The sequence below is a fragment of the Microvirga guangxiensis genome, assembly GCF_900102135.1.
GTDB classification, from domain to species: domain Bacteria; phylum Pseudomonadota; class Alphaproteobacteria; order Rhizobiales; family Beijerinckiaceae; genus Microvirga; species Microvirga guangxiensis.
The window spans coordinates 1-23,357 of the sequence record NZ_FMVJ01000018.1 but is presented as its reverse complement, the minus strand read 5'-3'; the positions used below and the strand labels follow the sequence as shown (position 1 = coordinate 23,357).

Annotated in this window: 19 protein-coding genes; 5 read left to right on the top strand and 14 right to left on the bottom strand. The window is 60.1% G+C overall.

The annotated features are described in order from the left end of the window. Positions 1–338: 338 nt before the first annotated feature. The 12 genes from BLP10_RS21295 to ehuR all read right to left on the bottom strand — a co-directional run bounded on the left by BLP10_RS21295 (position 339) and on the right by ehuR (position 14,026). Positions 339–1,718, bottom strand: a complete 1,380-nt coding sequence (locus BLP10_RS21295) for an ArgE/DapE family deacylase (RefSeq protein ID WP_091139304.1) — start codon at positions 1,716–1,718, stop codon at positions 339–341. 191 nt (positions 1,719–1,909) lie between these two features. Further along, positions 1,910–3,301, bottom strand: coding sequence for an aspartate aminotransferase family protein (locus BLP10_RS21290; protein WP_091139301.1), 1,392 nt, complete (start codon positions 3,299–3,301; stop codon positions 1,910–1,912). A 13-nt stretch (positions 3,302–3,314) separates the two neighbouring features. Beyond that, positions 3,315–4,817: an NAD-dependent succinate-semialdehyde dehydrogenase gene (locus tag BLP10_RS21285; protein ID WP_091139298.1), complete on the bottom strand. Its 1,503-nt coding sequence runs from the start codon at positions 4,815–4,817 to the stop codon at positions 3,315–3,317. 107 nt (positions 4,818–4,924) lie between these two features. Next, positions 4,925–5,728, bottom strand: a complete 804-nt coding sequence (gene ehuA, locus BLP10_RS21280) for an ectoine/hydroxyectoine ABC transporter ATP-binding protein EhuA (RefSeq protein ID WP_091139296.1) — start codon at positions 5,726–5,728, stop codon at positions 4,925–4,927. Then, a complete protein-coding gene (gene ehuD, locus BLP10_RS21275; RefSeq protein WP_091139294.1) occupies positions 5,725–6,417 on the bottom strand; it encodes an ectoine/hydroxyectoine ABC transporter permease subunit EhuD in 693 nt (230 codons plus the stop codon). Before ehuD ends, ehuA begins: the two co-directional genes overlap by 4 nt. Further along, the gene (gene ehuC / locus BLP10_RS21270; RefSeq protein ID WP_091139291.1) at positions 6,414–7,079 is read right to left on the bottom strand and encodes an ectoine/hydroxyectoine ABC transporter permease subunit EhuC; all 666 of its coding nucleotides are present in this window, start codon (positions 7,077–7,079) and stop codon (positions 6,414–6,416) included. The genes ehuD and ehuC overlap by 4 nt, the downstream gene beginning before the upstream one ends. A gap of 78 nt (positions 7,080–7,157) precedes the next feature. Continuing rightward, positions 7,158–8,000: an ectoine/hydroxyectoine ABC transporter substrate-binding protein EhuB gene (ehuB, locus tag BLP10_RS21265; protein ID WP_425286972.1), complete on the bottom strand. Its 843-nt coding sequence runs from the start codon at positions 7,998–8,000 to the stop codon at positions 7,158–7,160. Between the two features lie 87 nt (positions 8,001–8,087). Next, complete coding sequence (doeB, locus tag BLP10_RS21260) at positions 8,088–9,107, bottom strand: N(2)-acetyl-L-2,4-diaminobutanoate deacetylase DoeB (RefSeq protein WP_091139287.1); 1,020 nt, start codon at positions 9,105–9,107, stop codon at positions 8,088–8,090. Next, on the bottom strand, positions 9,104–10,285 hold the full coding sequence (gene doeA, locus BLP10_RS21255; RefSeq protein WP_091139285.1) for an ectoine hydrolase DoeA: 1,182 nt from the start codon (positions 10,283–10,285) through the stop codon (positions 9,104–9,106). Before doeA ends, doeB begins: the two co-directional genes overlap by 4 nt. Then, positions 10,282–11,295, bottom strand: a complete 1,014-nt coding sequence (eutC, locus tag BLP10_RS21250) for an ectoine utilization protein EutC (RefSeq protein ID WP_091139283.1) — start codon at positions 11,293–11,295, stop codon at positions 10,282–10,284. The genes doeA and eutC overlap by 4 nt, the downstream gene beginning before the upstream one ends. Then, on the bottom strand, positions 11,292–12,293 hold the full coding sequence (gene eutB / locus BLP10_RS21245) for a hydroxyectoine utilization dehydratase EutB (RefSeq protein WP_091139281.1): 1,002 nt from the start codon (positions 12,291–12,293) through the stop codon (positions 11,292–11,294). The genes eutC and eutB overlap by 4 nt, the downstream gene beginning before the upstream one ends. A 275-nt stretch (positions 12,294–12,568) precedes the next feature. Then, the gene (ehuR, locus tag BLP10_RS21240) at positions 12,569–14,026 is read right to left on the bottom strand and encodes a MocR-like ectoine utilization transcription factor EhuR (RefSeq protein WP_091139278.1); all 1,458 of its coding nucleotides are present in this window, start codon (positions 14,024–14,026) and stop codon (positions 12,569–12,571) included. Between the two features lie 63 nt (positions 14,027–14,089). Here ehuR and BLP10_RS21235 point away from each other — a divergent pair, with 63 nt between their 5' ends. The 3 genes from BLP10_RS21235 (at position 14,090) to BLP10_RS21220 (ending at position 18,378) form a co-directional block, all read left to right on the top strand. After that, positions 14,090–14,569, top strand: coding sequence for an Lrp/AsnC family transcriptional regulator (locus BLP10_RS21235; protein WP_091139276.1), 480 nt, complete (start codon positions 14,090–14,092; stop codon positions 14,567–14,569). A 923-nt stretch (positions 14,570–15,492) separates the two neighbouring features. Then, positions 15,493–16,878 (top strand): Trk system potassium transporter TrkA, encoded by a 1,386-nt coding sequence (trkA, locus tag BLP10_RS21225; RefSeq protein ID WP_091139273.1) that lies wholly within the window; start codon positions 15,493–15,495, stop codon positions 16,876–16,878. 9 nt (positions 16,879–16,887) lie between these two features. Beyond that, positions 16,888–18,378 carry a TrkH family potassium uptake protein gene (locus BLP10_RS21220; RefSeq protein ID WP_091139270.1) on the top strand — a complete coding sequence of 497 codons (1,491 nt, stop codon included), beginning with the start codon at positions 16,888–16,890 and terminating at the stop codon, positions 18,376–18,378. 250 nt (positions 18,379–18,628) lie between these two features. Here the strand turns inward: BLP10_RS21220 and BLP10_RS21215 are convergent, their stop codons facing one another. Continuing rightward, on the bottom strand, positions 18,629–19,390 hold the full coding sequence (locus tag BLP10_RS21215; protein WP_091139268.1) for an SDR family NAD(P)-dependent oxidoreductase: 762 nt from the start codon (positions 19,388–19,390) through the stop codon (positions 18,629–18,631). Positions 19,391–21,344: 1,954 nt separating this feature from the next. Beyond that, complete coding sequence (locus tag BLP10_RS21210; protein WP_091139265.1) at positions 21,345–22,244, bottom strand: LysR family transcriptional regulator; 900 nt, start codon at positions 22,242–22,244, stop codon at positions 21,345–21,347. Positions 22,245–22,396: 152 nt separating this feature from the next. Here BLP10_RS21210 and BLP10_RS21205 point away from each other — a divergent pair, with 152 nt between their 5' ends. Next, on the top strand, positions 22,397–22,843 hold the full coding sequence (locus BLP10_RS21205) for a RidA family protein (RefSeq protein ID WP_091139260.1): 447 nt from the start codon (positions 22,397–22,399) through the stop codon (positions 22,841–22,843). Between the two features lie 251 nt (positions 22,844–23,094). Next, the coding region (locus BLP10_RS21200; protein ID WP_139165560.1) for a transposase at positions 23,095–23,357 on the top strand (263 nt) is incomplete at its 3' end.

Genomic DNA, 23,357 nt, shown 5'->3' with positions numbered 1-23,357 from the left:
GGACGGCCTTTCTTGTTGTTACGGCAACATACGGTCAGTTGGGCCGAACTTCGCTTCTCATATCACTAACCTTGCAAAAGCCGCATCCCGCTCTTCCGAGAGTTCGGGCTGCACCTCATGTACCGAAACACCTGGCAGGATCGTCAGACCCGTCACAGTGTACCAGCGACGCAGCGAACATGAATACGGCCCGTAGAGCGCCGCAAGAATAGTCGATCCGGCAACCCAGCTCGACGTAGGGCTGTTGCGCACTGTCTCGCTCTCTCACGAGCGGTAAACTCCATCTGCTCCATAATAGTGACCGTGACGGTACGTTTTCGATGGTCTTGCCCTACAGCCTAGCGATCAAGCTCCAACCCTCCGGTAGAGGTGAGAGCGGTCGTCTCAAGAGGGCGAACGCCGCACCAAGACGCTGCGAAGAGTGCGATTGCTTTGGTCACGCGGAGCAATGAAGGAAGGGAAACCCGCTCGTCGATGGCATGGATGTTCTCGGCGATGGGTCCATAGACCAGCGATGGTATTCCTGCGTGGACTGCATAGACGGCGGCATCCAGGTAGCAGGCCATGACATATGCCGTTAGTGGCGCAGTACCGGGTGCATTGACCTCCGCGTGAGCCTCGGCAAGGACGGCCTCGGCATCCGAACCGGGCGCAAGGGTGTAGCCCGCATGCACGACGCCAACCCATTCCACAATCGGAGGCGGGCAGCGCTTCAGCAAGGGATCGCCCACTGCCGCAGCCGCGACAAAGGCCTCGAACTCCTTCACGCGTTCATGCGGGTCATCGCCGGGATAAAAGCCAATGCGGCCCTCGAATCGGCAGGATGACGGAACCGATGCGATCCACTCGCCGCCATTGATTGTTCCAATCGTCAGGGCTGCGGGATTGTCCACGTCTTCGAAGAACGGCTTCGTCGGCCGCTCCTCGTTCCAGCGGGCCTCGAGCCGACGCAAAAGCTCAATAAGCCGCATGGCTGCATCAAGCGCGCTCACGCCCCCGCTGACCTCGCGCGGGTGCGCAGGAGTGCCGTCGATCGCGACGCCGAACTTGATAACACCGGAATTCGCGCGGACGAGCTTTTCGTCGGTCGGTTCCGGGATCAGCACCGCATCGGCAATCTTGCCGCTGGCCAACGCCATTGCGGCGCCATTCCCGGTGATCTCCTCCTCCACCACCGAGTGGATCTGGATAGGGGCCGTCAGTTCAAGCCCTGCAGCCCTTATCGCATCGAGTGCGAAGATCGCCGCCGACAAACCCGCCTTCATGTCTCCCGCGCCGCGGCCATAGAGCCACTCGCCGTCCTGCGCCGGCTCAAAAGGGGGATATCGCCAACGCTTCGGATCGCCCGTGGGTACGATATCGACATGAGCGTTCAGGATGAGGGATCGACCCTGCGTGGCCGCCGGTTCGCGGATCCCGATCACATTCCAGAAATTCTCATAACTCACGTTCGCCGGGGAAAAAGCCGGATGCTTTCCGATGAGCGATGGATCGAGCGATTGGCGCTCGACGCGGTAGCCGCGTTCCAGAAGCGCTGCCTCGACGAGTGCTTGGACCTCGGCCTCCTGCCCTCGCAGCGAGGCGCAGCCGACCAGATCCGAGAGAAAGCCGACCTGGGCGTCGAAGGCCTTGTCGACGGCGGAAAGGATACGCTCCCGCTCTGCTTCTGAAAGTGGATTGGCCGCTGAACAATCGTTGGTTGGAGCTGCGGTGGTCAATGCGAGATCCTTTTGAATGTAAGCCTAGGATGCAAGAGCTTGCTGAATCCAGTGATGCCGTCGCGGGGCGGCGTCAATTATCCCATCGCGCCCAAAAGCGAAACCGGCTGTCCACTCTATGGAATCAGACAAGGAAAATGCATCCGCCCGACCCATCGATACAGGGTCGGGCCGAGCGATATGGCGATGCCTCAGAGAGTGGCGGTCACGGCCTCCACGGCGTCCTTGGCGGCTGACACGATCGTATCTGCCTCTTCCCGTGTCAGGCAGAGCGGCGGAGCAAAGCCAAGGATGTCGCCCTGCGGCATGGCACGGCCGATGACACCCCGCTCAAGCAGGGCCGCCGTGATACGCGGACCCACCTTCTCGGATGCGTCGAAAAACACGCGGTCGTCGCGGTCGCGTACGAACTCGACAGCGGCCATCAGGCCCTCGCCGCGAACCTCGCCGACAAAGCGGTTCGTGCCGACGGCATCCTTCAGCGCCTTGTTGAAGTAGGCGCCGACTTCGCGGGCGTTGTTAACGATATCGAGTTCGTCCACCACTTCGAGATTGGCCACGCCCGCCGCGGCGCAGAGCGGATGAGACGAATAGGTCCAGCCATGGCCAATGGCACCGTGAGTGTCCGAACCCTGCTCCAGCACGCGCCAGACCTTCTCCGACACGATCACGCCGGAGAGCGGCGCATAGGCAGAGGTCAGGCCCTTGGCGATGGTGATGAGGTCGGGCCTCATGCCGTAATGGTCGGAGCCGAACATGGTGCCGAGGCGTCCGAAGCCCGTGATGACCTCGTCGGCGATAAGCAGGATATCGTACTTCTCGAGAACGGCTTGGATCTTCTCCCAATAGCCCTTCGGAGGGGGCACGATGCCGCCCGTGCCGAGCACCGGCTCGCCGATGAAGGCCGCAATGGTCTCCGGGCGTTCGGCTTGGATCATCTCCTCGAGCTTGTCGGCGCAATATTGCGAGAACTGCTCCTCGCTCATGGCGCGGTCGGGGCGACGGAAGTAATAGGGGGCCTCTGTGTGCAGGATCGGCGCGCGCGGCAGGTCGAACAGGTTGTGGAAGGCGGCCAAGCCGGTCAGGCTGCCGCTCATCAGGCCGGAGCCGTGATAGCCGCGCCAGCGCGAGATAATCTTTTTCTTTTCAGGCCGTCCGAGCACATTGTTCATGTACCAGACGAGCTTGATGTTGGTCTCGTTGGCATCCGAGCCGGAGAGACCGAAGAACACTCGGCTCATACCTTTTGGCGCACGATCGATGATCATCTTCGCGAGGCGAATTGACGGTTCGGAGCCGTGGCCGACATAGGCATGGTAATAGGGCAGTGCGGCAGCCTGTGCAGCGATGGCGTCCGTGATTTTGGTGCGGCCATAGCCGACGTTCACACAATAGAGGCCTGCGAAAGCATCGAGGCTGCGCTTGCCGTGACGATCGACAATGTAGACGCCCTCGGCACTGGTAATGATGCGGTTGGGCGTTTCCCCGCGCGCATGCTGGGCCATGTGGGTGGACGGATGAAAGAAGTGATCTCGGTCCCAGGCGTCGAGTTCGTTATCGAGGGTGTTTGCTTCGTTCAACATGTCTGACTCCGGATCATTGTACGTCGATGCAAAGGTATTTCAGGTCGGTGAAGGCCTCCAAGCCATGGCGCGATCCCTCACGGCCGAGGCCTGATTGCTTCATGCCGCCGAATGGAATCGGGGCCCCGGTGATTTTCACGCGGTTGATCGCCAACATTCCGTATTCGAGAGCCCGACCGAGTCGCAGGGCGCGCGCCCCGTTTTCGGTGACCACATAGGCAACAAGGCCATACTCCGTCGCGTTCGCCCGCGCCACCACTTCATCCTCGGTGTCGAACGGAGTCACGGCGGCAATCGGTGCGAAGGTTTCCTCGCGCATGATGAGTGCGACATCCGGCACGTCTGTCAGCAGGGTCGGCGTCACGAAGAGCGGCCCCAGGGCGCTATCGTCCGCCGTCACCCGGCGGGCGCCATGAGCAAGGGCGTCGGACACCTGCGCCTGGGCCTTTGATACGGCATTGGCATGCATGAGCGGCCCGATCTCCGTGCCGGCCTCAAGTCCGGGTCCGACTTTCAGTCTGACGATACGCCGGCCGAAGGCTTCGCAGAACGCTTGGTAGATGCCGCGCTGAACATAGATCCGGTTGGCCGCAAGGCAGTCCTGGCCGGAAGTCGCGAACTTCGCCGAAAGGGCAATCTCGACCGCCTTGTCGAGGCTGGCATCGTCGAACACGATCAGCGGGGCATGGCCGCCCAGCTCCATCACGAGGCGCTTCATGGTGGATGCGCAGCGCGCAGCTATTTTGCGCCCAATCTCCGTGGAGCCGGTGAAGCTGACGACACGCACGCGCTCGTCATCGCAGAAGCGGTTAGCAATCGGCTCGGCATCGCCCGTCACTATATTGAAGACGCCGCGCGGCAGGCCCGCCCGTTCGGCGAGCTCCGCCAGCGCGAGCGCGGAGAGGGGCGTGTAGGAGGACGGGTGGGCTACTACCGTGCAGCCCGCAGCTAGGGCGGCGGCGGCCTTGCGGGTCAGCATGGCCGAGGGGAAGTTCCACGGCGTGAGCAGAGCCGCCACGCCTAGAGCCTCACGGCGTACAAGCATCTCCGCGCCAGGCAGATGGCTCAAGACGCTCTCCACGTTCAGGCGCTTGGCCTCTTCCGCGTACCATTCCACGAACGAGAGCGCATAAGCGATCTCGCCTTGCGACTCGGCAAGAGGCTTTCCCTGCTCGATCGTCATGATCAGAGCGAGGTCGTCCAGCGATTCCATAATGAGAGCATGCCAATCGCGCAGGCGGGCGGCGCGCTGCTGCGGCAGCAAGGCCTTCCATACGGGGAGAGCGCGGGCGGCGGCGGCGACAGCTTGGCCTGCCTCGTCCGCGCCGAGGTGCGACACACGGGCGACCGTCAGGCCTGTTGCTGGATCGTTGACCTCGAAGCGCCTATCGCCCTCAGCTGCCGTCCAACGCCCGTCGATATAGGCCATTTCGCGGAGCAGGCGGGGATCCCGCAGGCGGCTTAAGCCCGGGTGAATATCTCCCTTGACCGGTATGGGAGCACTGGTCTCTGTCATTGCGTTCACGCGTCGCCCTCCTGGGAAGATGCAGGAGGGGAGACTATCGTCCTGCGAGCCGAGATAGTGTCTGTTCTTCGACGCGCAGGCAGAGATTATCTCGGTTTTCACCGGGCGCAGGAGATACTTTCTCGTATCGGTTCCTGCTCACCCAGAATAGAGCTCAGGAACTCCCGAGTCCGCGGCTGTTGTGGATTGCTGAAGAAGCGCTCCGGTTCTCCCTGCTCGACGATGCGCCCCTTGTCGAAGAAGCAGACCCGGTCCGAGACCTCCCGGGCAAAGCGCATCTCGTGTGTGACGAGAAGCATGGTCAGATCGTGCTCGCTCGCGAGATCACGGATCACGCCGAGCACTTCGCCGACCAGCTGCGGATCGAGCGCTGAGGTCGGCTCGTCGAACAGGAGCACGCGCGGACGCATGGCAAGAGCGCGGGCGATGGCAACGCGCTGCTGCTGGCCGCCGGAGAGCTGGCTCGGAAAATGGTCCTTCTTGTCGGAAAGGCCGACCATGCGGAGCAATTCGGTGGCGCGACTTTCCGCCTCCTCTCGCTTCATCTTGAGAACCGCGACCGGCGCCTCGACGACGTTGCGCAGCACGGTCATGTGCGGGAACAAGTTGAAGCTCTGGAACACCATGCCGACATTGCAGCGGATCTTGTGAAGATGCTTCTCGCTCGCCTTGAACGGTCCCCGTCCGTTGGGCTCGTGGTAGCTGATCCCGTCGGTTTCCAAGAGGCCGTCCTGAAAAGGCTCCAGGGTCATCAGGATGCGCAGCACGGTGGATTTGCCAGAGCCTGAGGGGCCGATGAGCGTCACCTTCTCGCCGCGCTGGACCTCGAAATTGAAGTTGTCGAGCACGGTCAGCGCACCGAAGCGCTTGGTGACATTCTGAAAGCGTATGATCGGGTTCATCTCAAGGGAATCCCAGTTTTGGGCAGGGCCCTCTCGACCGCGTAGATGAGAGCCGAACAGATGAGGGTCATGGGCAGGAAGATTAGGCCGACCATGGAGAGCGGCACGAGATACTCGAACGTCCGCTCGCCGATCATGTTGGCAAGGCCGAGCATGTCGAGCACCGTGACGACAGACAGGACCGGTGTCTCCTTCAGCATGGAGACGAGATAGTTCCCCAATGCCGGCACGATGCGCGGGATCATCTGTGGAACCACGATGTTACGGTAGGTGTGAAGCCGGCTCAGGTTGAGAGCGGTCGCCGCCTCCCATTGCCCGCGCGGAACCGCGTCGATACCTCCGCGATAGACCTCGGACGTATAAGCGGAATATTGCAGCCCGAGCGCGAGCGCCCCGGTCATGAACGCGGGAAGTACGATACCGAAATCCGGCAGCACGTAGTAGAGGAAGAAGAGCTGCACCAGCAGCGGTGTGTCGCGAACGAACTCGGTGAAGCCCGCCACAGTCCAGGCAACGATCTTGATCTTGCTGCGGCGCAGGAGAGCCAGCACGAGGCCAAAAACGAGCGCGATCGCATAGCCCACGGCTGCCGCTTTGAGGGTGACCAGCAATCCGATGCCGAGGATTGGCAGGATGGAGATCGCGAAGGTCAGCGGCGTCGTTGTATCCCAGGCATAACCGTACATCATGTATGGGCACCCCTCGGGAAGGCCGGTCCGCGCCTCAGCTTCATCTCGATGAACCGCACGATCAGCATTAGGCAGAGGGCGATGATGAAGTAACCGACGAGGGTGAGAGTATAAACCGTGGCGCTGTCCAGGGTGATATTACGCATGGATTGGGCCTGGAATGTCAGATCAGCGATCGAAATCAGGGAAACCAGGGCCGTGTCCTTGAGATTCTGGATGGCGAGATTGCCGAAGGGCGGCATCATCTCGATGATTGCCTGGGGCATGGAGATGTGCCAGAGGGTGTATCTCTTGCTGAAGTTCAGCGCCCGTGCGGCTTCGAGCTGCGTGTTGGGCACAGCGAGCAGGGCTCCGCGCACCACCTCGGCCCCAAATGCGCCGGTCAGCAGCGACAGGGTCATGATGCCCGTCGTGATCGGGTCGAACGAGATGCCGATCAGCGGCAGCGCGTAATAGAACCAGAACAGCTGGACGAGGAGAGGCGTGCCGCGGAACAGCGCGATGTAAACGAAGGCGAGACCCGACACAAACCGGTTGCTCGACATGCGCGCGATTCCGGCCGCGAAGGCCAGGATCACGCCGAAGGTGATCGATGCGAGCGAGATCATCACCGTCACCTGCGCCCCTTTCAGCAGAGGGGCCAGATATTGTGTCCATGTCATCGTCGGATCCTCCTTGCGGACGTTCCGCCCGGCCAGGACAGATGAGCCTAGGCCGGGCAGTTCGAACGACGTCGTGGATTACTTTCCGGCGCAGAGATCGGCGACATTCTTGCCAGCCGCCGCCTTAATGCTCTCCTCGCTCAGACCGTAGGACATGAGGATCTTCTTGTAGTCCTCCGTTTTGCGGAACTCGACCAGCGCCTTGTTGAAGGCGTCGTGAAGCTCCTTGTCCTCTAGACGGAACGCGAAGCCGCCGTAATTGCGCACCGGCTTGCCCTCGACGACGGGGTCCGTGAAGGGCTTCACCTGCTCCACATTCTGACTGCCTTCCGCAAGCTTGGATACGGTGAGCTCGGTAGCCGCATAGGCATCCACGCGGGATTGTACGGTAGACGGTGCATCGGCATTGGCCTGAATGATGACGATCTGGCTGTCCTTCACCCCCACAGCGCGCAGGAAGTCGATGTTGTTGGCGCCCGACACCACCGCCACCTTGAGGGATGGATCCTTGGCGATATCAGCATACGTGGTCAGCTTCTTCGGATTGCCTTTCTTCACGAGCAGGCCCTCGCCGTAGCTGGAATTCGGCTCGGTGAACGCTACCTGCTTACAGCGCTCGGGCGAGATGTTCTGCTCGGCCGCCGCGAAGGCGAAGCGGCGGGCCTTCAGGCCGGGAATGAGTGTTCCGAACGGCGTCACCGTCCAGTTCACCTCGTCGATGCCCATGCGCTTGAGCACGGCAACCGCGACATCAGGGCCGATGCCGGCAGCCGAGCCGTCTTCCTTCATGTAGCCGTAGGGCACTTCATTGGCGGTAGCGCCCTGAATATAGCCGTTGCTCTTCACCTCTTCCAGCGTGAGCGCCTGTGCGCCGCCGATTCCGACAGCAAGGGTGAGAATGGCGACGCCATACTTGATCATGGTTTTCATCTGGTTTTCTCCTCTGGTGTTGTAAGAACCGCGTGCCGGTTGGTCCGGCTTGCAGCGTTGTCGCTGGCGGCGTCTGATTCAGTTCTTGTCCTCCGCAGTGGCGACCACCGCGAGGCAGTCACCCGTCTTGATTAGTCCGGGAAAATGCCGGGCTGCGAGAACGCCATCGAGGGCTGTCCGATATTCAGCTCCCGCCTGTCCTGTTCGTCCGACGGGATGAATGCGAGCGATCACGTCGCCTGCGCGCACCGCGTCGCCGAGATCGACGCAGAACTCGACGAGGCCGTCATCCTCGGCAAACCGGAAGCACTCGCTAGAGGGCATGTCGAGCCAGCGCGTCGGCCCGAGCGCCTGTGCACCGGCAACGATGCCTGCATGCCTGAGAACATTCATCACACCGCGCTTGGCGATGCCTACGGTTTTAGCCGAGGACGTGCCGCCGCCCGACAGTTCGGTCGTCACGAACACCTTGCCCATCGCTTCGGCCGCGGTGTCGTACATGCCAACCGCGTCGATCTCGATCATTCGCATCGAGTAGGGGGCCGAAAAGGCTGCGACGGCCTCGAAGCAACGTTTCTCCTGCTCCTTGTCGGGCAGTTCATGAGCCGCCGCATAGGGCAGGAAGTCGAGAGTGCGCCCGCCCGAGTGGAAATCGAGCACGATGTCGGCGAGCGGCAGCAGCGCGCGTTGGAAATAATCGGCGATCTTTTCCGTCACCGTGCCATCGGGGCGTCCGGGAAAGCTGCGGTTGAGATTGCCGCGGTCGATGGGAGAGGTGCGGGTTCCCGCGCGAAAGGCTGGGTAGTTCATCGCTGGCACGATGATGACACGGCCTTGCACCGCGTCGGCCTTGAGCGTTCGCGCAAGATCGAAGAGAGCCACCGGGCCCTCATATTCATCGCCGTGGTTGCCTCCCGTGAGCAGCGCTGTCGGGCCGTCGCCGCGCCTGACGACGGTGATCGGGATCATCACTGAGCCCCAGGCCGAGTCGTCTCGGCTATAGGGCAAGCGCAGGAATCCGTGCTGCACCCCGTCCGCATCGAAATCGACGCTGGGGCTAATCGGGGAGGGTCGCTGAAGAGGCGTCGCGACGTTCATGGCTTCACGAAAAGCTGGCGTGGCACGTTGGAGAGACATTCGACGCCTGTTTCGGTGATAAGAATGCTCTCGGTGATTTCAAGGCCCATGTTCTCGAGCCAGAGCCCCGTCATGAAATGGAAGGTCATGCCGGGCTTGAGTTCGGTCCTGTCGCCGGGGCGCAGGCTCATGGTGCGCTCACCCCAATCCGGCGGATAGCTGAGACCGATGGGATAGCCGGTTCGGTTGTCCTTCACGATGCCGTAACGTTTGAGAACGGCGAAGAATGCATTGGCGATGTCCTCGCAGACATTGCCGGGTTTGGCCGCCGCTAGCCCTTCCTCCATGCCCTCGAGAACGGCCTTCTCGGCATCGAGAAAAGCCTGCGTTGGTTTGCCGAGGAAGACGGTGCGCGATAGCGGGCAGTGATAGCGCTTGTAACAGCCTGCGATCTCGAAGAACGTGCCCTCGTTGTTGCGCATGGGTTTGTCATCCCAGGTCAGGTGTGGGGCCGACGCCTCCTCACCCGACGGGAGAAGCGGGACGATGGCGGCATAATCGCCCCCATAGCCGTCGACACCGCGAAGGCTCGCATCATAGATCTCCGCCACGAGATCGTTCTTGCGCATGCCGGGATCGGCCTTTTCGACAATACGCCGATGCATCGCCTCGACGATGCGGCCCGCCACTTTCATGTATTCGATTTCGGTTGCACTCTTGACCGCGCGCTGCCAGTTCACGAGCGACAGGGCATCCTGAAACTTCGCGTTCGGCAGGTGCTTGACGAGCGACAGATAGGCGGCAGCGGAGAAATAGTAATTGTCCATCTCGACCGCGATGACGCCCTTATCCCAGCCGCGTTCCGCAATGATGCCGGACAGGAAATCCATAGGGTGGCGTTCCGTGGATTGAACGAAATGGTCTGGATAGCTGAGAATGTTGTCGTGCGCGAGATAGGCGGTGCGCTTCGCGCCGTTGGCGTCTTGGCCGCGGCCGTACCAGATCGGCTCGCCCTCCGGCGGAACCAGCACGCATTGATGCACGTAGAAAGACCACCCGTCGTAGCCCGTCAGCCAATGCATGTTGGACGGGTCGGTCACGATCAGAAGATCGATGCCCGCTTTCTCCATGGCCTTTCGGGTCTTGACGAGACGCTCGGCATATTCTGCTCGGCTGAAATTGAGATTGGGCGCGCTCACGAGAAGCCTCCGGTTGTTTCTTTTGTATTAATGGTTCTGCCTGCACCGGCATCGCGCGCGCGTGCATGGGCGAGAGTGGCAATGGCGGTGTCCTGCACACCCATTCCGGTGAGGTCGCACAGGGTTATGGCGTCCGGACCTTCACGGCCAGGAACTTGCCTGGCAATGACCTGTCCCAACTCGGGGAACGGCCGATCCGCTGCGATCAGTCCGCCCTTGATGGCATGATGCAGTTCGCCGAGGCGACGTGTCTGCGTGACGCTGTCGGCGATGTAGGAGACCTGAGTCAGGATTGAAGGATCGATTTCGTTCTTGTGCTCGGAATCTGAGCCCATGGCCGTGATATGCTGGCCGGGCCGCAGCCATTCCGCCTTCAGGATCGGTTGCTCGGCGGGAGTCGTGGTGACAATGATGTCAGCTCCGTCGCAGGCGGCTTGCGGGTTTTGCGCGGCTTCAACCTTGATCCCCAGCGATGCCGAGAGTTCCCGCGCCGCAGCTTCCGCCTTGCCGCAATCCCGCGCCCAGATCCGGGCTCGCTTGATCGGCCGCACGAGCGTGAGGGCTTCGAGTTGCAGGTGGGCTTGAATGCCGGCGCCGAAGATGGCGGCGCTTTGCGCATCAGCGCGCGACAGGTGCTTCGCGGCTACCGCGCCGGCAGCGGCGGTGCGCACATCAGTGAGATAGCCGTTATCCAGCAGCAGAGCCTCGACAAGGCCAGTCTTTGTGCTGAAGAGGATCATGAGGCCGTTGAGGCTGGGTAGGCCAAGTTTCGGATTGTCGAAGAAGCCCGGGCTCACCTTGATGGCGAAGCCATCGAGGCCCGGCACGTAGGCAGTCTTTACGTCTACTTCGCCGCGATTCTCGACAATATCGAGCCGGAGGATCGGCGGCATCACCACGGGCTTGGTGGCCAGTGCCGTGAAGGCATCCTCTACGCAGTCCACCACGCTTGCGTCGAGCCGCACGACGCGACGGAGGTCGGGTTCGGTGAGAATGAGCATGCGGCTCATCGGCCTCGCCCTCCCGCGGCGGAGACAGCATTGCTGCCGCTGCTTAAGATGCTGTTGTGGAGTTCCTCATCGATGTTGCAGCCCGAGACGACAACGACGGTCGGCCCTCTGACATCAACCTTCTGCGCCAAGAGGGCCGCGATGCCGACCGCGCCCGCGCCCTCCACGACCTCGCCTTCCGCCGTGAACGCATGGCGGATTCCCTCAGCAATCTCCTCTTCAGTCAGAAGCACAACGTCATCGAGCAGATCGCGGCACATGGCGAAGGTATAGCGGTTCTGCAGACCGATTCCGCCGCCGAGCGAGTCGGCTAGGGTCTGCAATTCCTCGACCGTGACAGGCCTTCCGGCGCGCAGGCTCTCATACATGGCTGCGCCGCGCTCCATTGAAACGCCGATCACCCGCACCTGCGGCAGCCTTCCTTTGATCGCGGCGGCAATGCCCGCGGCCAATCCTCCACCGGAGAGCGGTACGAGGACGAGTTCCGCATCGGGGCAAGCCTCAGCGATCTCAAGGCCGATTGTTCCTTGCCCGGCGATGACATCCGCATGATCGAAGGCCGGGATCTGGTTCAGGCCTTCTTCGCGCACGAGACGTTCGACCTCTTCCTGGGCGTCGTCCTGAGAGTAACCGACAATGCGCACCTCGGCTCCGAGCGCCTTCACCGCCTCAACCTTATTGTCGGGTACGAGGGCCGACATGCAGATTACGGCCCTTACGCCTTCCGCTTGCGCAGCATGGGCGAGGGCTCGACCGTGATTGCCTGTCGAGGCGGTCACTAGTCCGGCCTTCTTCGCCTTGCTGTCAAAAGACAAGACCGCGTTGGTAGCGCCGCGCAGTTTGAAACTGCCGGTTGACTGGTGGCTTTCGAGCTTGAGATGAATGGGAAAATCGCAGTGGGTGGAAAGGGTGTCGGAGACAGAGAGGGGGGTGCGCCGAATGTGGCTGCTGATGCGCTTCTGAGCCAGCACGATCCTGTCGAGCCCGACCGCAGTCATAGGCGCAGGCTCTTGAGGATGAGGACGAACGAGGCGCGATGTAGGCCGCCCACATTCTTACATCGGATCCGGCGAAATTGAACTGATCTGATGCGAAGTCTTCGCGCGGGCGCTGAGTCCATTCACCACCTCCTGCCAATAGAAGCGATGGTGTGTCCCATCAATTTTCATGTCAATCATTATATTGTCATGAAACAATCGAGGGCTTCTTGGGTGGACCTCTGTCCCTTGGTCTACCAAGTTAATGATACTTCTTGATGATCATCTGCCTGCCCCTACGCAATGGAACTGGTGTCGAAGACAGGCGGCAATTGGTCGAAGGTTTCGGAGATCGTCCGCAACGAGCGGCCAAGAGTTGCGTGGGACAAACGGCCACCGAGACAGATGCGGATGCCGCCCGCTCCGCCCGCCCCGGCCATGAACGGGTCGGATGGGGTGACGGCGATGTTTTTCTGCGCCAGCATCCGCACGAGCCCCTCTTCGGTCCACCGGGGCGGCACTTTCAGCCAGGCACACAGCGACAGGGAGTGGGTCCCGGCGATGTGCTCCCCAAGGGTCTCCGACACCAGCGCCTGGCGCGCCCTGACTTCCCGGCGCTGTAGATCAACTAGGTTGAGGGCAGTGCCGTCCTCGATCCACAGGCTCGCAATCTCGGCAGGAAGATTCGTGGCGCTCCAGCTCGTCACGCGCATGATACTCGCGACCCGGATCGAGTATTGCGGCGGAACCACGAGATATCCGACCCTCAGGCCCGTCAGGACCGATTTGGTGAAGCTGGTGACGAAAAAGCCGAGATCCGGCAGCAGATCAGTAAAAGATGGAAGGGGGGTCTCCAGGAGCGGCTTGTAGACTTCATCCTCCACCACATAGATGCCGTATCGGCGGGCGATCGCCGCAATCACCCGCCGACGCTCCGCTCCCATCACATGGCTGGTCGGATTTCCCAGGGACGGGATGAGCACCAGGGCGGTTACCCCACCGGCCGCACAGGCCTCTTCGAAAGCCTCAGGGAGAATGCCTTCGCTGTCGGTCGAGAGGCCACGCAGGGTGAAGCCCAGGACATTGGCGAGGCCGATGATGCCATGATCCGTCAGCCTCTCCGTGAGAACGGTCTCACCCGGCTGAACGATGGCGGCGACCGCCAGGAAGAGGCCGTGGGCGGCGCCGTTCGTGATTAGGATGCGGTCCGTCGCGGCCTCGACGCCAAGGCCTTTTAGCCAGAGTTGCGCCGCGGCCCGATGGCGCTCCAGCCCCGCAATAGGTCGGCAGGGGCGCATGAAGGCGCTGTTATCGCTCTGAGCGAGGCGCCTCATGACCGTTCGGGAGGCGTCTTCATGCGCTTCAGTGTAGATCGCCCGGATGATGGAAAGATCGACTGTTGCGCCGGGGTCGCGATCAAGCATGAAGCGGTCAGCCTTCTCCGTCACCCGGCTGCGGACGAATGTGCCCCGCCCGACCTCGCCTCGCAGATAGCCCCGCCGTTCGGCCTCCTGATAGCTGAGGCTCACGGTCTGCACGGATACTCCGAGCTGCCGGGCCAGCTCCCGGTGCGTCGGCATGCGCGCGTGGGGCGGCAAGATATCCGCATCGATATCTGCGATGATCCGCTCGGTCAGAAGCTTATGCTTCGTGATCCCCTTCCGTTTGGTCAGTTTCGGCCGCCAGTCCGCGATCCGCGTCTCATGCTGAAACAAGGTGCTTTGACTTTCAGACGGGCGTGGAAGTTCACGCATGGGATTGTCTCGGATGATTGTAATGGTTAAACCCTTACATTGTGCTGAGGCTGCGAGATAGCCATGAAACTCGATAAAATCGACTTGAAAATCCTTGCTGCTCTCCAGAGCGATGGTCGGATGACCAAGATTCGACTTGCCGAAGCCGTGAACTTGTCTCCAACAGCATGTTGGGAGCGTCTTAGCCGCCTTGAGAAGAGCGGCGTGATTGCCGGCTATTCGGCGCGCATCAATACGGATAAATTCGTCCGCCAAACCGCTGTTCTCGTGGAAATCATGCTCAGGAGCCATCAGCAGTCTGACTTCGAGCGTTTTGAAGAGGTAATTCTTAAGGAACCGGCGATCGTCTCCTGTGATGCCACAGGTGGGGGCGTAGACTATATTCTCAGGGTCGTCTCCGAAGATATAGATGCCTATCAGAGGCTGATCGACAGGTTGTTGCGGCTTGAACTGGGCATCGAGCGGTACTTCACGTATGTCGTGACGAAGAACGTGAAGGCCTCTGACCCACTCCCGAACGTATCCATGGCGGATGCGGTATGATCAGGTTTGTTGGCCATCGCTTAGGCTGTCCGGTTGTTGCCGATGGTCGCGCTTGAGGCAAAGAGCGCAATAGACCAGCAGATATGATAATGACGATCCGGGAAGGTCTTCTGGCACATTTGCGAATTATACCAACTGTGTGCTGGCGAAGCGGATAACAGACACTCCCAAAACGCTTGCAATTTCCTTGGATGACTCATTCCGGAAGTCGAATGAATTCGAAAGGACCGTCAACCCTCAGAGGAATTTGGATGCTATAATTCAACCGATCCAGCGTCCCACGGCCTCGCGGGTCTGCTCCGTGACCTCAAACTGAAAGGGGTCGGCCGGTCTTCGGCTGCATGATCGTGGCTCGGGATCGCACCCGCCCATTGAGGGCCACGTCATCGACGCGGGCGCAATGAGGTCACAGGCTCGCCGCTTACTGTTGAGGGCGAGGTTAAACAGGGCCAAATCCTGGATGCGATTAGCGACCTAGGGCCGATCAGCTTGCCCTGGTTCCACGGTGTGGTGGTGCCGCTGGGATGGTTGGCGATTGTGTCTTGCATTGCAGTGCTCCTGAAACGAAGCCCTCGCACTAAACCTTGGCTAGTTGTGCCGACGGGAAACCCACGCTGAGCATCCATCTCAAAGCCTTTGTCAGCTTACCGAGGTAAGCTGGACGTTCTTAGCCTAGCTTCGATCTTCTCCTCGTGAATCAACTCAAACCATTCGGCTTCCCTTTGGCCGCGGGTTGATCGTTACTACCGGTTATATGCTGGCAGGATCTCAATAGTGCTACAGTGCTACGACTTAAGGCGCCCGGAGCAGCGCACCCGAAAGGAAAGGCTCCTGCACGAATGGCTTGACTGTATCCAGGCCATCGATGGGAAAGATGCTCTATATGACTCTGGAGCCAAACCCGTTCGGATGAATGAGGGGCTATGAGAGTAATTGTTTGCGGTGCCGGACAGGTGGGCTCGACCATCGCCCGCCATCTGGCCACTGAAGGTATTGATGTAACGGTGGTAGACCTGTCGCCGGAGCAGGCCCGGCGAGCGGACGAGAGCTACGACGTCCGTGGAATGGTCGGCCACGCCTCCCATCCAGAGGTCCTTGAACGGGCCGGCGTACGCGATGCCGACATGTTGATCGCGGTGACCCGCTCTGATGAGGTCAACATGGTCGCCTGTCAGGTGGCCTATTCCTTGTTCAATGTCCGACGACGCATTGCCCGCGTCCGGCATCACGGCTATCTGGAGCCGATCTGGCAGGGGCTCTATGCCTCCGACCAACTGCCCATCGACGTGATCATCTCACCCGAGGTGGAAGTTGCCAATGGCATCGTACGACGGCTCAAGACGCCCGGCGCCTTCGACACAGTAGCGCTCGCAGATGGACGGATTCACCTCCTCGGGGTTCACTGCAACACGAGTGGATGCTCTCTGGTCGGGCGGCGGATGAAGGAGCTTTCCACGTCTGGCGGCTCCGGTATTGTTGTCGGTGTCATCGTTCGTAATGGTCATGCGTTCGTGCCGCGGGCCGAAGATCAGGTGCAGCAGGGAGATGATGTCTACGTAATCACCGAAACGGACCGCGTGGATCACGTAATGGCGTTCCTGGGCCACAAGGAGCAGGTCGCCCGCCGCATCGTCATCGTGGGCGGCGGGAATGTGGGTCTCAACCTGGCGACCAGGATCGCCCGTCATACGCCCTCCGTTTCGCTCAAGATGGTCGAGCATTCGCGCGAGCGGGCCGAGTACATCTCCCGCGAGCTGCGGGACGCCGCCGTGGTAATCCAAGGCGACGCGCTCGACAAAGAGGTTCTGCTTGAGGCGAATGTCCAGAGTGCCGAGACGATCATCGCCGTGACTAACGACGACGAGACGAACATCTTCGCCTCAGTGTTGGCCAAGCGCGAGGGCTGCTCCCGGGCCATCACCCTGGTGAACAAGACCTCCTACGAACATGTGCTGCCCGCTCTGGGGATCGATGCGGTCGTGAGCCCGAGCACCATCACCATATCGACCATTCTGCGGCATGTGCGTCACCGCTCGGTCTCCGCGCTCTATACGCTTCGGGAGGATTTCGGCGAGGTGATCCAGGCAACAGCTCAGGAGGGCTCACGACTGGTCAGAGGCACTCTGCGGGAGGCCGGGATGCCCGATGGCATGCTGATCGGGGCTATTGTCCGCAGCGGCCAGGTGATCATTCCGACCAGCTCGACCAGGGTGCACCCCGGCGATAACGTCATCGCCGTGGTGGCCTACCGGGCTCTGCGCAAGGCCGAGGCGATCTTGGCCGGCCCATCCTCCGACACTGGGCACTAAGGCTAACCGATGCGCGAGAGATCGTTCCCCGGCGGATGGGCTCCACCTTACATCCGTCCGGTCTTCCACCTGACGGGCCGCATGCTGCTCGCGCTGGCGGCGGCCATGCTCCTGCCCGTAGGCGTCGACGCCTTCACGGGCGATCCGGACTGGCGGGCCTTTCTCATCGGAAGCGGCATCACCTTCACCTGCGGCGCGGCCCTGACCCGTCTAACCCAATGCCGGCTGTCCGGCGGGCTGACCCTGCGCCAAGCGTTTCTCCTCACACCAGTTGCCTGGACGACCATCGCCCTCTTTGGAGCTATCCCACTCTACATCTCTGACTATTCCCAGCTGAGGGACCACTTCACCAATGCATTCTTCGAATCCATGTCCGGCTTGACCACAACAGGCGCCACGGTGATTGTCGGACTCGACGACGCTCCCAAGGGAATTCTTCTGTGGCGAGCGCTCCTGCAATGGCTAGGCGGCATCGGCATCATCGGTGTCGCGATCGCGATCCTGCCGACCCTCGGCGTCGGCGGCATGCAACTATTCCGAACAGAATCCTCCGACCGCTCCGAGAAGGTCATGCCACGCGTGCGGGAGATCGCAGCTGGCATCGTGCTGATCTATGCCGCGCTCACCGTGGCCTGCGCACTTGCATACTGGCTGGTGGCAATGGCGCCGTTTGAGGCCGTCGCTCATGCGCTAACAACCGTCTCGACCGCGGGGTTCTCAACATCGGACGCTTCGATGGCCCACTGGGACAATGCCGCCCTGCACTGGATCGCCACCCTATTCATGCTCTCAGGCGCCGTGCCGTTCGTGCTGTACCTGCGGCTAGTCCAGGGACAGCGGGATGCCCTGCGCGACAGCCAAGTCCGGTTCCTAGTCACTCTCCTAGCTGTTCTGATCCTGGCGGTTGCGGCATGGCTGATCCTGGTGGCTGGGCACAGCGTTGCCGACGCTCTCCGGCTGGCCGCCTTCAACGTTGTGTCGGTAGTGACAACAACCGGGTACGCCACGGCGGATTATACGCTCTGGGGTAACCTGATGATCGGCCTGTTCTTCGGCCTCATGTTCGTAGGAGGGTGCACTGGGTCTACTTCGGGCGGGATGAAGATCTTCCGTTTCCAGGTGATGGTCCGCATGCTCCAGAGCCAGTTCCTGCGCCTGCTCTATCCACGCGGCGTGTTTCCGCGCGTCTATGCGGGCCGACTGCTGCCGGACGACGTGATCGGATCGGTGGTGGTGTACTTCTCTCTCTACTTCATCTGCTATAGCGCGCTCACGGTCGCTATGATGGCGTTCGATCTCGATTTCCTGACCAGTGCCAGCGCCGCCGTGTCAGCGCTGTCGAATGTGGGGCCGGGGTTGGGAGCGGTCATCGGCCCGTCCGGCAACTTCGCCGCGCTCCCGGATGCCTCCAAGTGGCTCCTGTGCTTCGGCATGCTCCTGGGACGACTGGAGCTCTTCACCGTGCTGATCCTGCTCTTACCTCAGTTTTGGCGTGGGTAGAGCTAATCTGTACTTATTCCCGTGCGGCGTGCGCCCCATTTAAACCGAGGGCGGGCTGGCGCCCATCGGAAGGTTATGCAGCAATCACACCTTGGAGAAGCAGTTCCTTTACGTCTCTTCATGGCACATCTGAAACGTAAGGGCTTGTTTCGCGTCGGCGCTCGTGAGCCGACATTCGTCGAATATTTGCAACGTGAGAGCCTGCCCCTGAGGTGGCCCAGGAGATCGTACACAGGCCTCAGGTTCGCCATCAAAAACGGATTTGCTGTCCATCCCAGGCGAAGAATTGCCCAGTGTCTGCCGCCGTCAGTGCGTCCGTAACGGCAAGCAGGCGCTCGGCAGAATACGTGGGTGAGAACACCTTGTTGACGTCGATGCCGCCTTGAAAGGGGTGGCTCAGAGGTGAATCGACGGTTCCAGGGTGGAGGGCAACACAGACAGCATCCGGCCTCTGGCGGTTCAGTTCAATCGCAAAGGTTCGCACAAATTGGTTCAGAGCCGCCTTTGAAGCTCGGTAGCCATACCAGCCCCCAAGCCGGTTGTCCTCGATGCTGCCCACGCGGGCAGAAAGAACGGCAAAAATACTTTTACCCGTTTTCGGCAAAAGCGGGAGCATATGCTTGCCAACAAGGGCTGGACCAATCGCATTAATCTGGAAGCTTCGCAGGAGATGCTCAGGATCAAGGGTGCGGTAGGTCTTCTCGGGTTGGAGGGCGCTATCGTGGAGCAGTCCTGTTGCCACCAAAATGAAACGTAAGGGAGCGCCCTCGATTATTTGCTCGGCGGCGGCAGCAATGCTGGCCTCGTTCTCAATGTCGATCTGTCCGACCGCCACGTCAGCCAAGCCTTGATCGACTCCCGAGCGGGAAAGTGCATGAACGGTTTCGAAACCTTCGGACATAAGAAGTTTGGTGACAGCCGATCCGATGGCGCCAGACGCGCCGACGACAAGTGCCCGAGCGGGTCGTTCGAGACTATTCAAAATCCACGGTTTGGAGTCGCTTGGCGACATCGCAATCACTTACTCTTTGCAGCATGAGCCGGGTTAAGGATGATTTACATCTTAAACGCTTAACAAACTAAGGCAGGTCTTGTCGCTCGCGTTTCAACCGGATCCGGCTCAACTTAAGTGCTGTCGTTTCGGTCGAAATAGTCCGATTGCGGCAACAGACGGAAGAAGGTTGATGCAGCCTCGGGGAGTCAAAACCGGACTTTCATAAGGACCCAGCAACCTTCTCGGAATGACCCCAAGAAGAAATTCAGGTGTTCCATTTCTGACCTGCGTGACTTCCAGCACTGCATCGGACACCTGTCGCCCACCGTCTTGGCCGGCAGGACGACACCCTGTTCAAGAGTTTCAGTGAGGGACTCTCACGCCGCCTTCGAAGCCAGCTGCGCCGTCAGCTTCCCGATCTGCTCGTCCGTACGTTCGCGGCGGGACGATGGACGCGCATTTCGATAAAGGTTTCGAAGGCGAGGCACTATTCGATCATGCCCGAGTCGCAGCCCTACGCAAGTTCACAGGCCGTCAGACAGAATCTAGCCGAATACGCCGAGACGAAGGTTGATGTCGTGGCGCAAGATGGGCGTGATAGAGCTTTATGCCGGAGGCCGGGTTGCAAGGCTTGAAGATGTCACTGCAACAAGTTCGGTTACAACCTTCTCGACCGGAAAGCCTGCACGGCTGGCTTAGGTCTTGCTAGGCAAAGGTTTCCGATCTGAGCTGGAACCCACCTGCTTTCGTGTTCTGATGGAGCGCATGAATGGTCTGGGCGCTTAAGGCGACCGATCCTTATGAGCCGTCTGCGCCTGTTATCCAACTGGGACCGAGCCAGTTCAAACCAAAATTTGTCTCCGGCCGTTGCTTCACGGTTAGCAAGATAATTGAAGCGCATGAGTGTGCTTCTGATGGTCCGCAAGACCGCATCAGTCAATCGGTTCTCCGCGCCTCGTGAAGTCGCCGTATTAATGGCCGCTAAGCTGTGCGCATAAATCAGAACCGTTCCTCCAGCCGGCCAGCGAGCGGCAGGTTCCTGATTGCATAGCATGTGGTGACCCACTCTAAGACCAGATGCTGATGAAATAGGAGCTGCAACGTTGTCGTAGGACAAGGTCTCAAGACCGTTAGAACGAGATCCCGTTGGGAATGTAGGGAACTATGAGTGCTTCAGCGGCAGTCGCCGCGATGTCGTCTGCATCGATAAACCCGACCGTTCGTCTCCATGGCAGAGTAGATCATGATGTCCTCCAAAACGGTGAGAGGATATTGCTGCGCGAAGAAATTCTTCACGACCTAGAGGAGCGCGTGACGGAGAAGCCAATCGTGAACGGACCTATCGTTGGCTCACCTTCTTCCAGGTATGACGCGCTGAACATAGCGAAATGCTCAACCCCAACTTCCAGAGTCCGCTCAAGAATCGGCGTCACCGCTCTCATCAATCTAGGGACGTCGGATGGCGGGACGAGGTAGACGGCAGAGATCCCATCCGAAGCTCCGTCGAACGTAACTGGATCCAACCGATCTAGGAAAACGGTGTCTTCTCCCGTTGCTTTGCGTAATACGACCAGAAGCCCGACGTCGCGGCTACGCTGACGCTGCGCAACCGGACGCCCAAGATTGCGTGTATCTTCAGGGATTAGATTCTGGTCACGATGCGAGAGACGGAGAGCAATTCGGCTCCCACGGCTGCCATCCAGGGGCCATTGTCCGATAGATCCGGCAGGCAATGATCATCAGGGATGGACGTGCCAACTGAGTCTAAATCGATCAACTGGCGGCCTTCATCGCAGCTGCCATCAAAGCGAGCTGGACATAGGCCCTTCTTGAACGGAAATCCAAATCGGATGACCAGCAGCAAACGCAATACCTTCCTTAACGCGGAGAGAATATCCGGAGTATTCCCTCAACTTAGTGGCAGATGGTCCAGTTCCTCGTAGGTGCCTTTCAGCTAGAATGAGGGAGCCTGCTACTTAGATGGTTTAACGTCCCTGACGACATCGAGGAATGCGCGCAGGGCCGGTGGCACGGCCCGGTGTCCCGGGTAGTAGACAGCCGCTAGCTCCGGCTCGTGCGTCCAAGTTGACAACACTGTCCTTAATTGCCCCTCTGCAAGCGCAGTTTCGGCAGCCCAGCTCGCCACATATGCAATCCCTAAACCCTGGGCGGCCGCATCTGTCATCAGGCCCTCGTCATCGAGAACCAGTGGCCCGCTCGGATCAATCCTTAGTTCCTGCCCAGCTCGCTGGAACTCCCACCGGTACAGCTTGCCACTCGGCATGCGATGGCCGATGCAGCGATGATGCTGAAGATCATACGGGGTTAGCGGTTCACCGGCGCGATCGAGATAGGCTGGCGAGGCAACACAAACAAACCCAATCGGGCGTGCGAGGGGGACCGTTACCATGTCCTTTGGAATTGACTCAATAAGCCGGATACCGGCATCGAAGCCTTTCGACACGATGTCAACCAAGCGCCCTTCGACGACAAGATCGACTGCCACATCGGGAAACCTCACCGCCATGTGCGGGAGGATGTCGCGGACAACAACGGCTGCAGCCACCCGCGGCGCGTTGATCCGAACCGTGCCTGCCACGTTGCCTCGATAGGCAGATACGGCGTCCAAGGCCTCGCCCAGCGACGTGAACGTCACTCGCAGACGACTGAACAGCTGAAACCCCGCTTCAGTTGGCGAAACACTGCGGGTCGTGCGGTTGAGGAGGCGCACACCCAACCGATCCTCAAGTCCACGCATGGTGTGGCTCAGGGTTGATGGAGCCATACCAAGTTCATCCGCGGCACGGCGAAAGCTGCGATGGGTGGCTACGGCCATAAAGGCGGTGAGATCGTTGAGGGACGGCCGGTTCATTGATGGGGATTTCGCATCAACTCATGCCAATTTCAACGTCTAATCATTCACGCCAAGCGCATTTATCTTGTCTTCCGGCAAGGCAAATCCCGACGCTCAGTCAGGACGAGCAATTGTTTCGGGTTATATCTTATTTGAACAGGAGTTTGAGAATGTCCAAACCTCAGGCGATCTTTCCAGCCAGCCGACACACTCTCTATGACGAGCACCGTTACTCGGCCGCCATACGCACTGGGGATCTTTTATTCGTGTCAGGGCAGGTGGGTAGCCGTGAGGACGGGTCACCAGAGCCCGATTTCGAGCGACAGGTCCAACTAGCCTTCGACAATCTGAGAGCAGTCCTCGCAGCAGCAGGCTGCACGATTGATGATATTGTCGACGTGACGACATTCCACACCGACCCTGAAACACAATTTGGCGCTGTCATGGCTGTCAAGAGCAGGGTGTTTCCTCAAAAGCCTTATCCCAATTGGACGGCTGTTGGAGTGAACTGGCTCGCCGGCTTCGACTTTGAGATCAAGGTAATTGCGCGGATTCCACAAACTGACTCAACGATGAACGAAATCATGAGCCGCGGTTCAATGACTGCACTCACATGACGCTGAACCGGGAACCAAAAGGTTCCGGTAGTAGCACTGAGCAGAACTAGGGCGAACGCCAACTCAAGGAGGAAACACTAGGTCATGGACAAGGACTGCGGACTTCGCAGTTTGATTTGAAGGTAACCCTTGATCATCAGTTGACGAGCGTCGCATTGCTTACATGTCGCCCTGGTAGCATCTGCCCGAGTAATCGGTCTGTCTCTAGAGGCTGTTATGGACCTGGATTGAGGTTGTCTCGTTGAGGCCTGATGACCTCACCTCGCAAACCATACCCCTCCGATGTCTCTGATGAAGAATGGGCGTTGGTGGCGCCCTACCTGACGCTTCTGCCCGAAGAGGCCGGCCAGCGGGAGCACTGCCTGCGTGAGGTGTTCAACGGCCTGCGCTACATCATCAAGACGGGAGCCCCCTGGCGCTGGATGCCGAACGACCTGCCACCCTGGGCCGCCGTCTACCAGCAGGCCCAGCGCTGGCTCAACGCCGGGTGCTTCGAGGAGCTGGCGCATGATCT

Bases quoted from the DNA above. Each gene is read 5' to 3' on its own strand.
- BLP10_RS21290 (WP_091139301.1), bottom strand. From the start codon at position 3,301: ATGTTGAACGAAGCAAACACCCTCGATAACGAACTCGACGCCTGGGAC.
- BLP10_RS21285 (WP_091139298.1), bottom strand. From the start codon at position 4,817: ATGACAGAGACCAGTGCTCCCATACCGGTCAAGGGAGATATTCACCCG.
- ehuA (WP_091139296.1), bottom strand. From the start codon at position 5,728: ATGAACCCGATCATACGCTTTCAGAATGTCACCAAGCGCTTCGGTGCG.
- ehuD (WP_091139294.1), bottom strand. From the start codon at position 6,417: ATGATGTACGGTTATGCCTGGGATACAACGACGCCGCTGACCTTCGCG.
- ehuC (WP_091139291.1), bottom strand. From the start codon at position 7,079: ATGACATGGACACAATATCTGGCCCCTCTGCTGAAAGGGGCGCAGGTG.
- ehuB (WP_425286972.1), bottom strand. From the start codon at position 8,000: ATGATCAAGTATGGCGTCGCCATTCTCACCCTTGCTGTCGGAATCGGC.
- doeB (WP_091139287.1), bottom strand. From the start codon at position 9,107: ATGAACGTCGCGACGCCTCTTCAGCGACCCTCCCCGATTAGCCCCAGC.
- eutC (WP_091139283.1), bottom strand. From the start codon at position 11,295: ATGAGCCGCATGCTCATTCTCACCGAACCCGACCTCCGTCGCGTCGTG.
- eutB (WP_091139281.1), bottom strand. From the start codon at position 12,293: ATGACTGCGGTCGGGCTCGACAGGATCGTGCTGGCTCAGAAGCGCATC.
- ehuR (WP_091139278.1), bottom strand. From the start codon at position 14,026: ATGCGTGAACTTCCACGCCCGTCTGAAAGTCAAAGCACCTTGTTTCAG.
- BLP10_RS21235 (WP_091139276.1), top strand. From the start codon at position 14,090: ATGAAACTCGATAAAATCGACTTGAAAATCCTTGCTGCTCTCCAGAGC.
- trkA (WP_091139273.1), top strand. From the start codon at position 15,493: ATGAGAGTAATTGTTTGCGGTGCCGGACAGGTGGGCTCGACCATCGCC.
- BLP10_RS21220 (WP_091139270.1), top strand. From the start codon at position 16,888: ATGCGCGAGAGATCGTTCCCCGGCGGATGGGCTCCACCTTACATCCGT.
- BLP10_RS21215 (WP_091139268.1), bottom strand. From the start codon at position 19,390: ATGTCGCCAAGCGACTCCAAACCGTGGATTTTGAATAGTCTCGAACGA.
- BLP10_RS21210 (WP_091139265.1), bottom strand. From the start codon at position 22,244: ATGAACCGGCCGTCCCTCAACGATCTCACCGCCTTTATGGCCGTAGCC.
- BLP10_RS21205 (WP_091139260.1), top strand. From the start codon at position 22,397: ATGTCCAAACCTCAGGCGATCTTTCCAGCCAGCCGACACACTCTCTAT.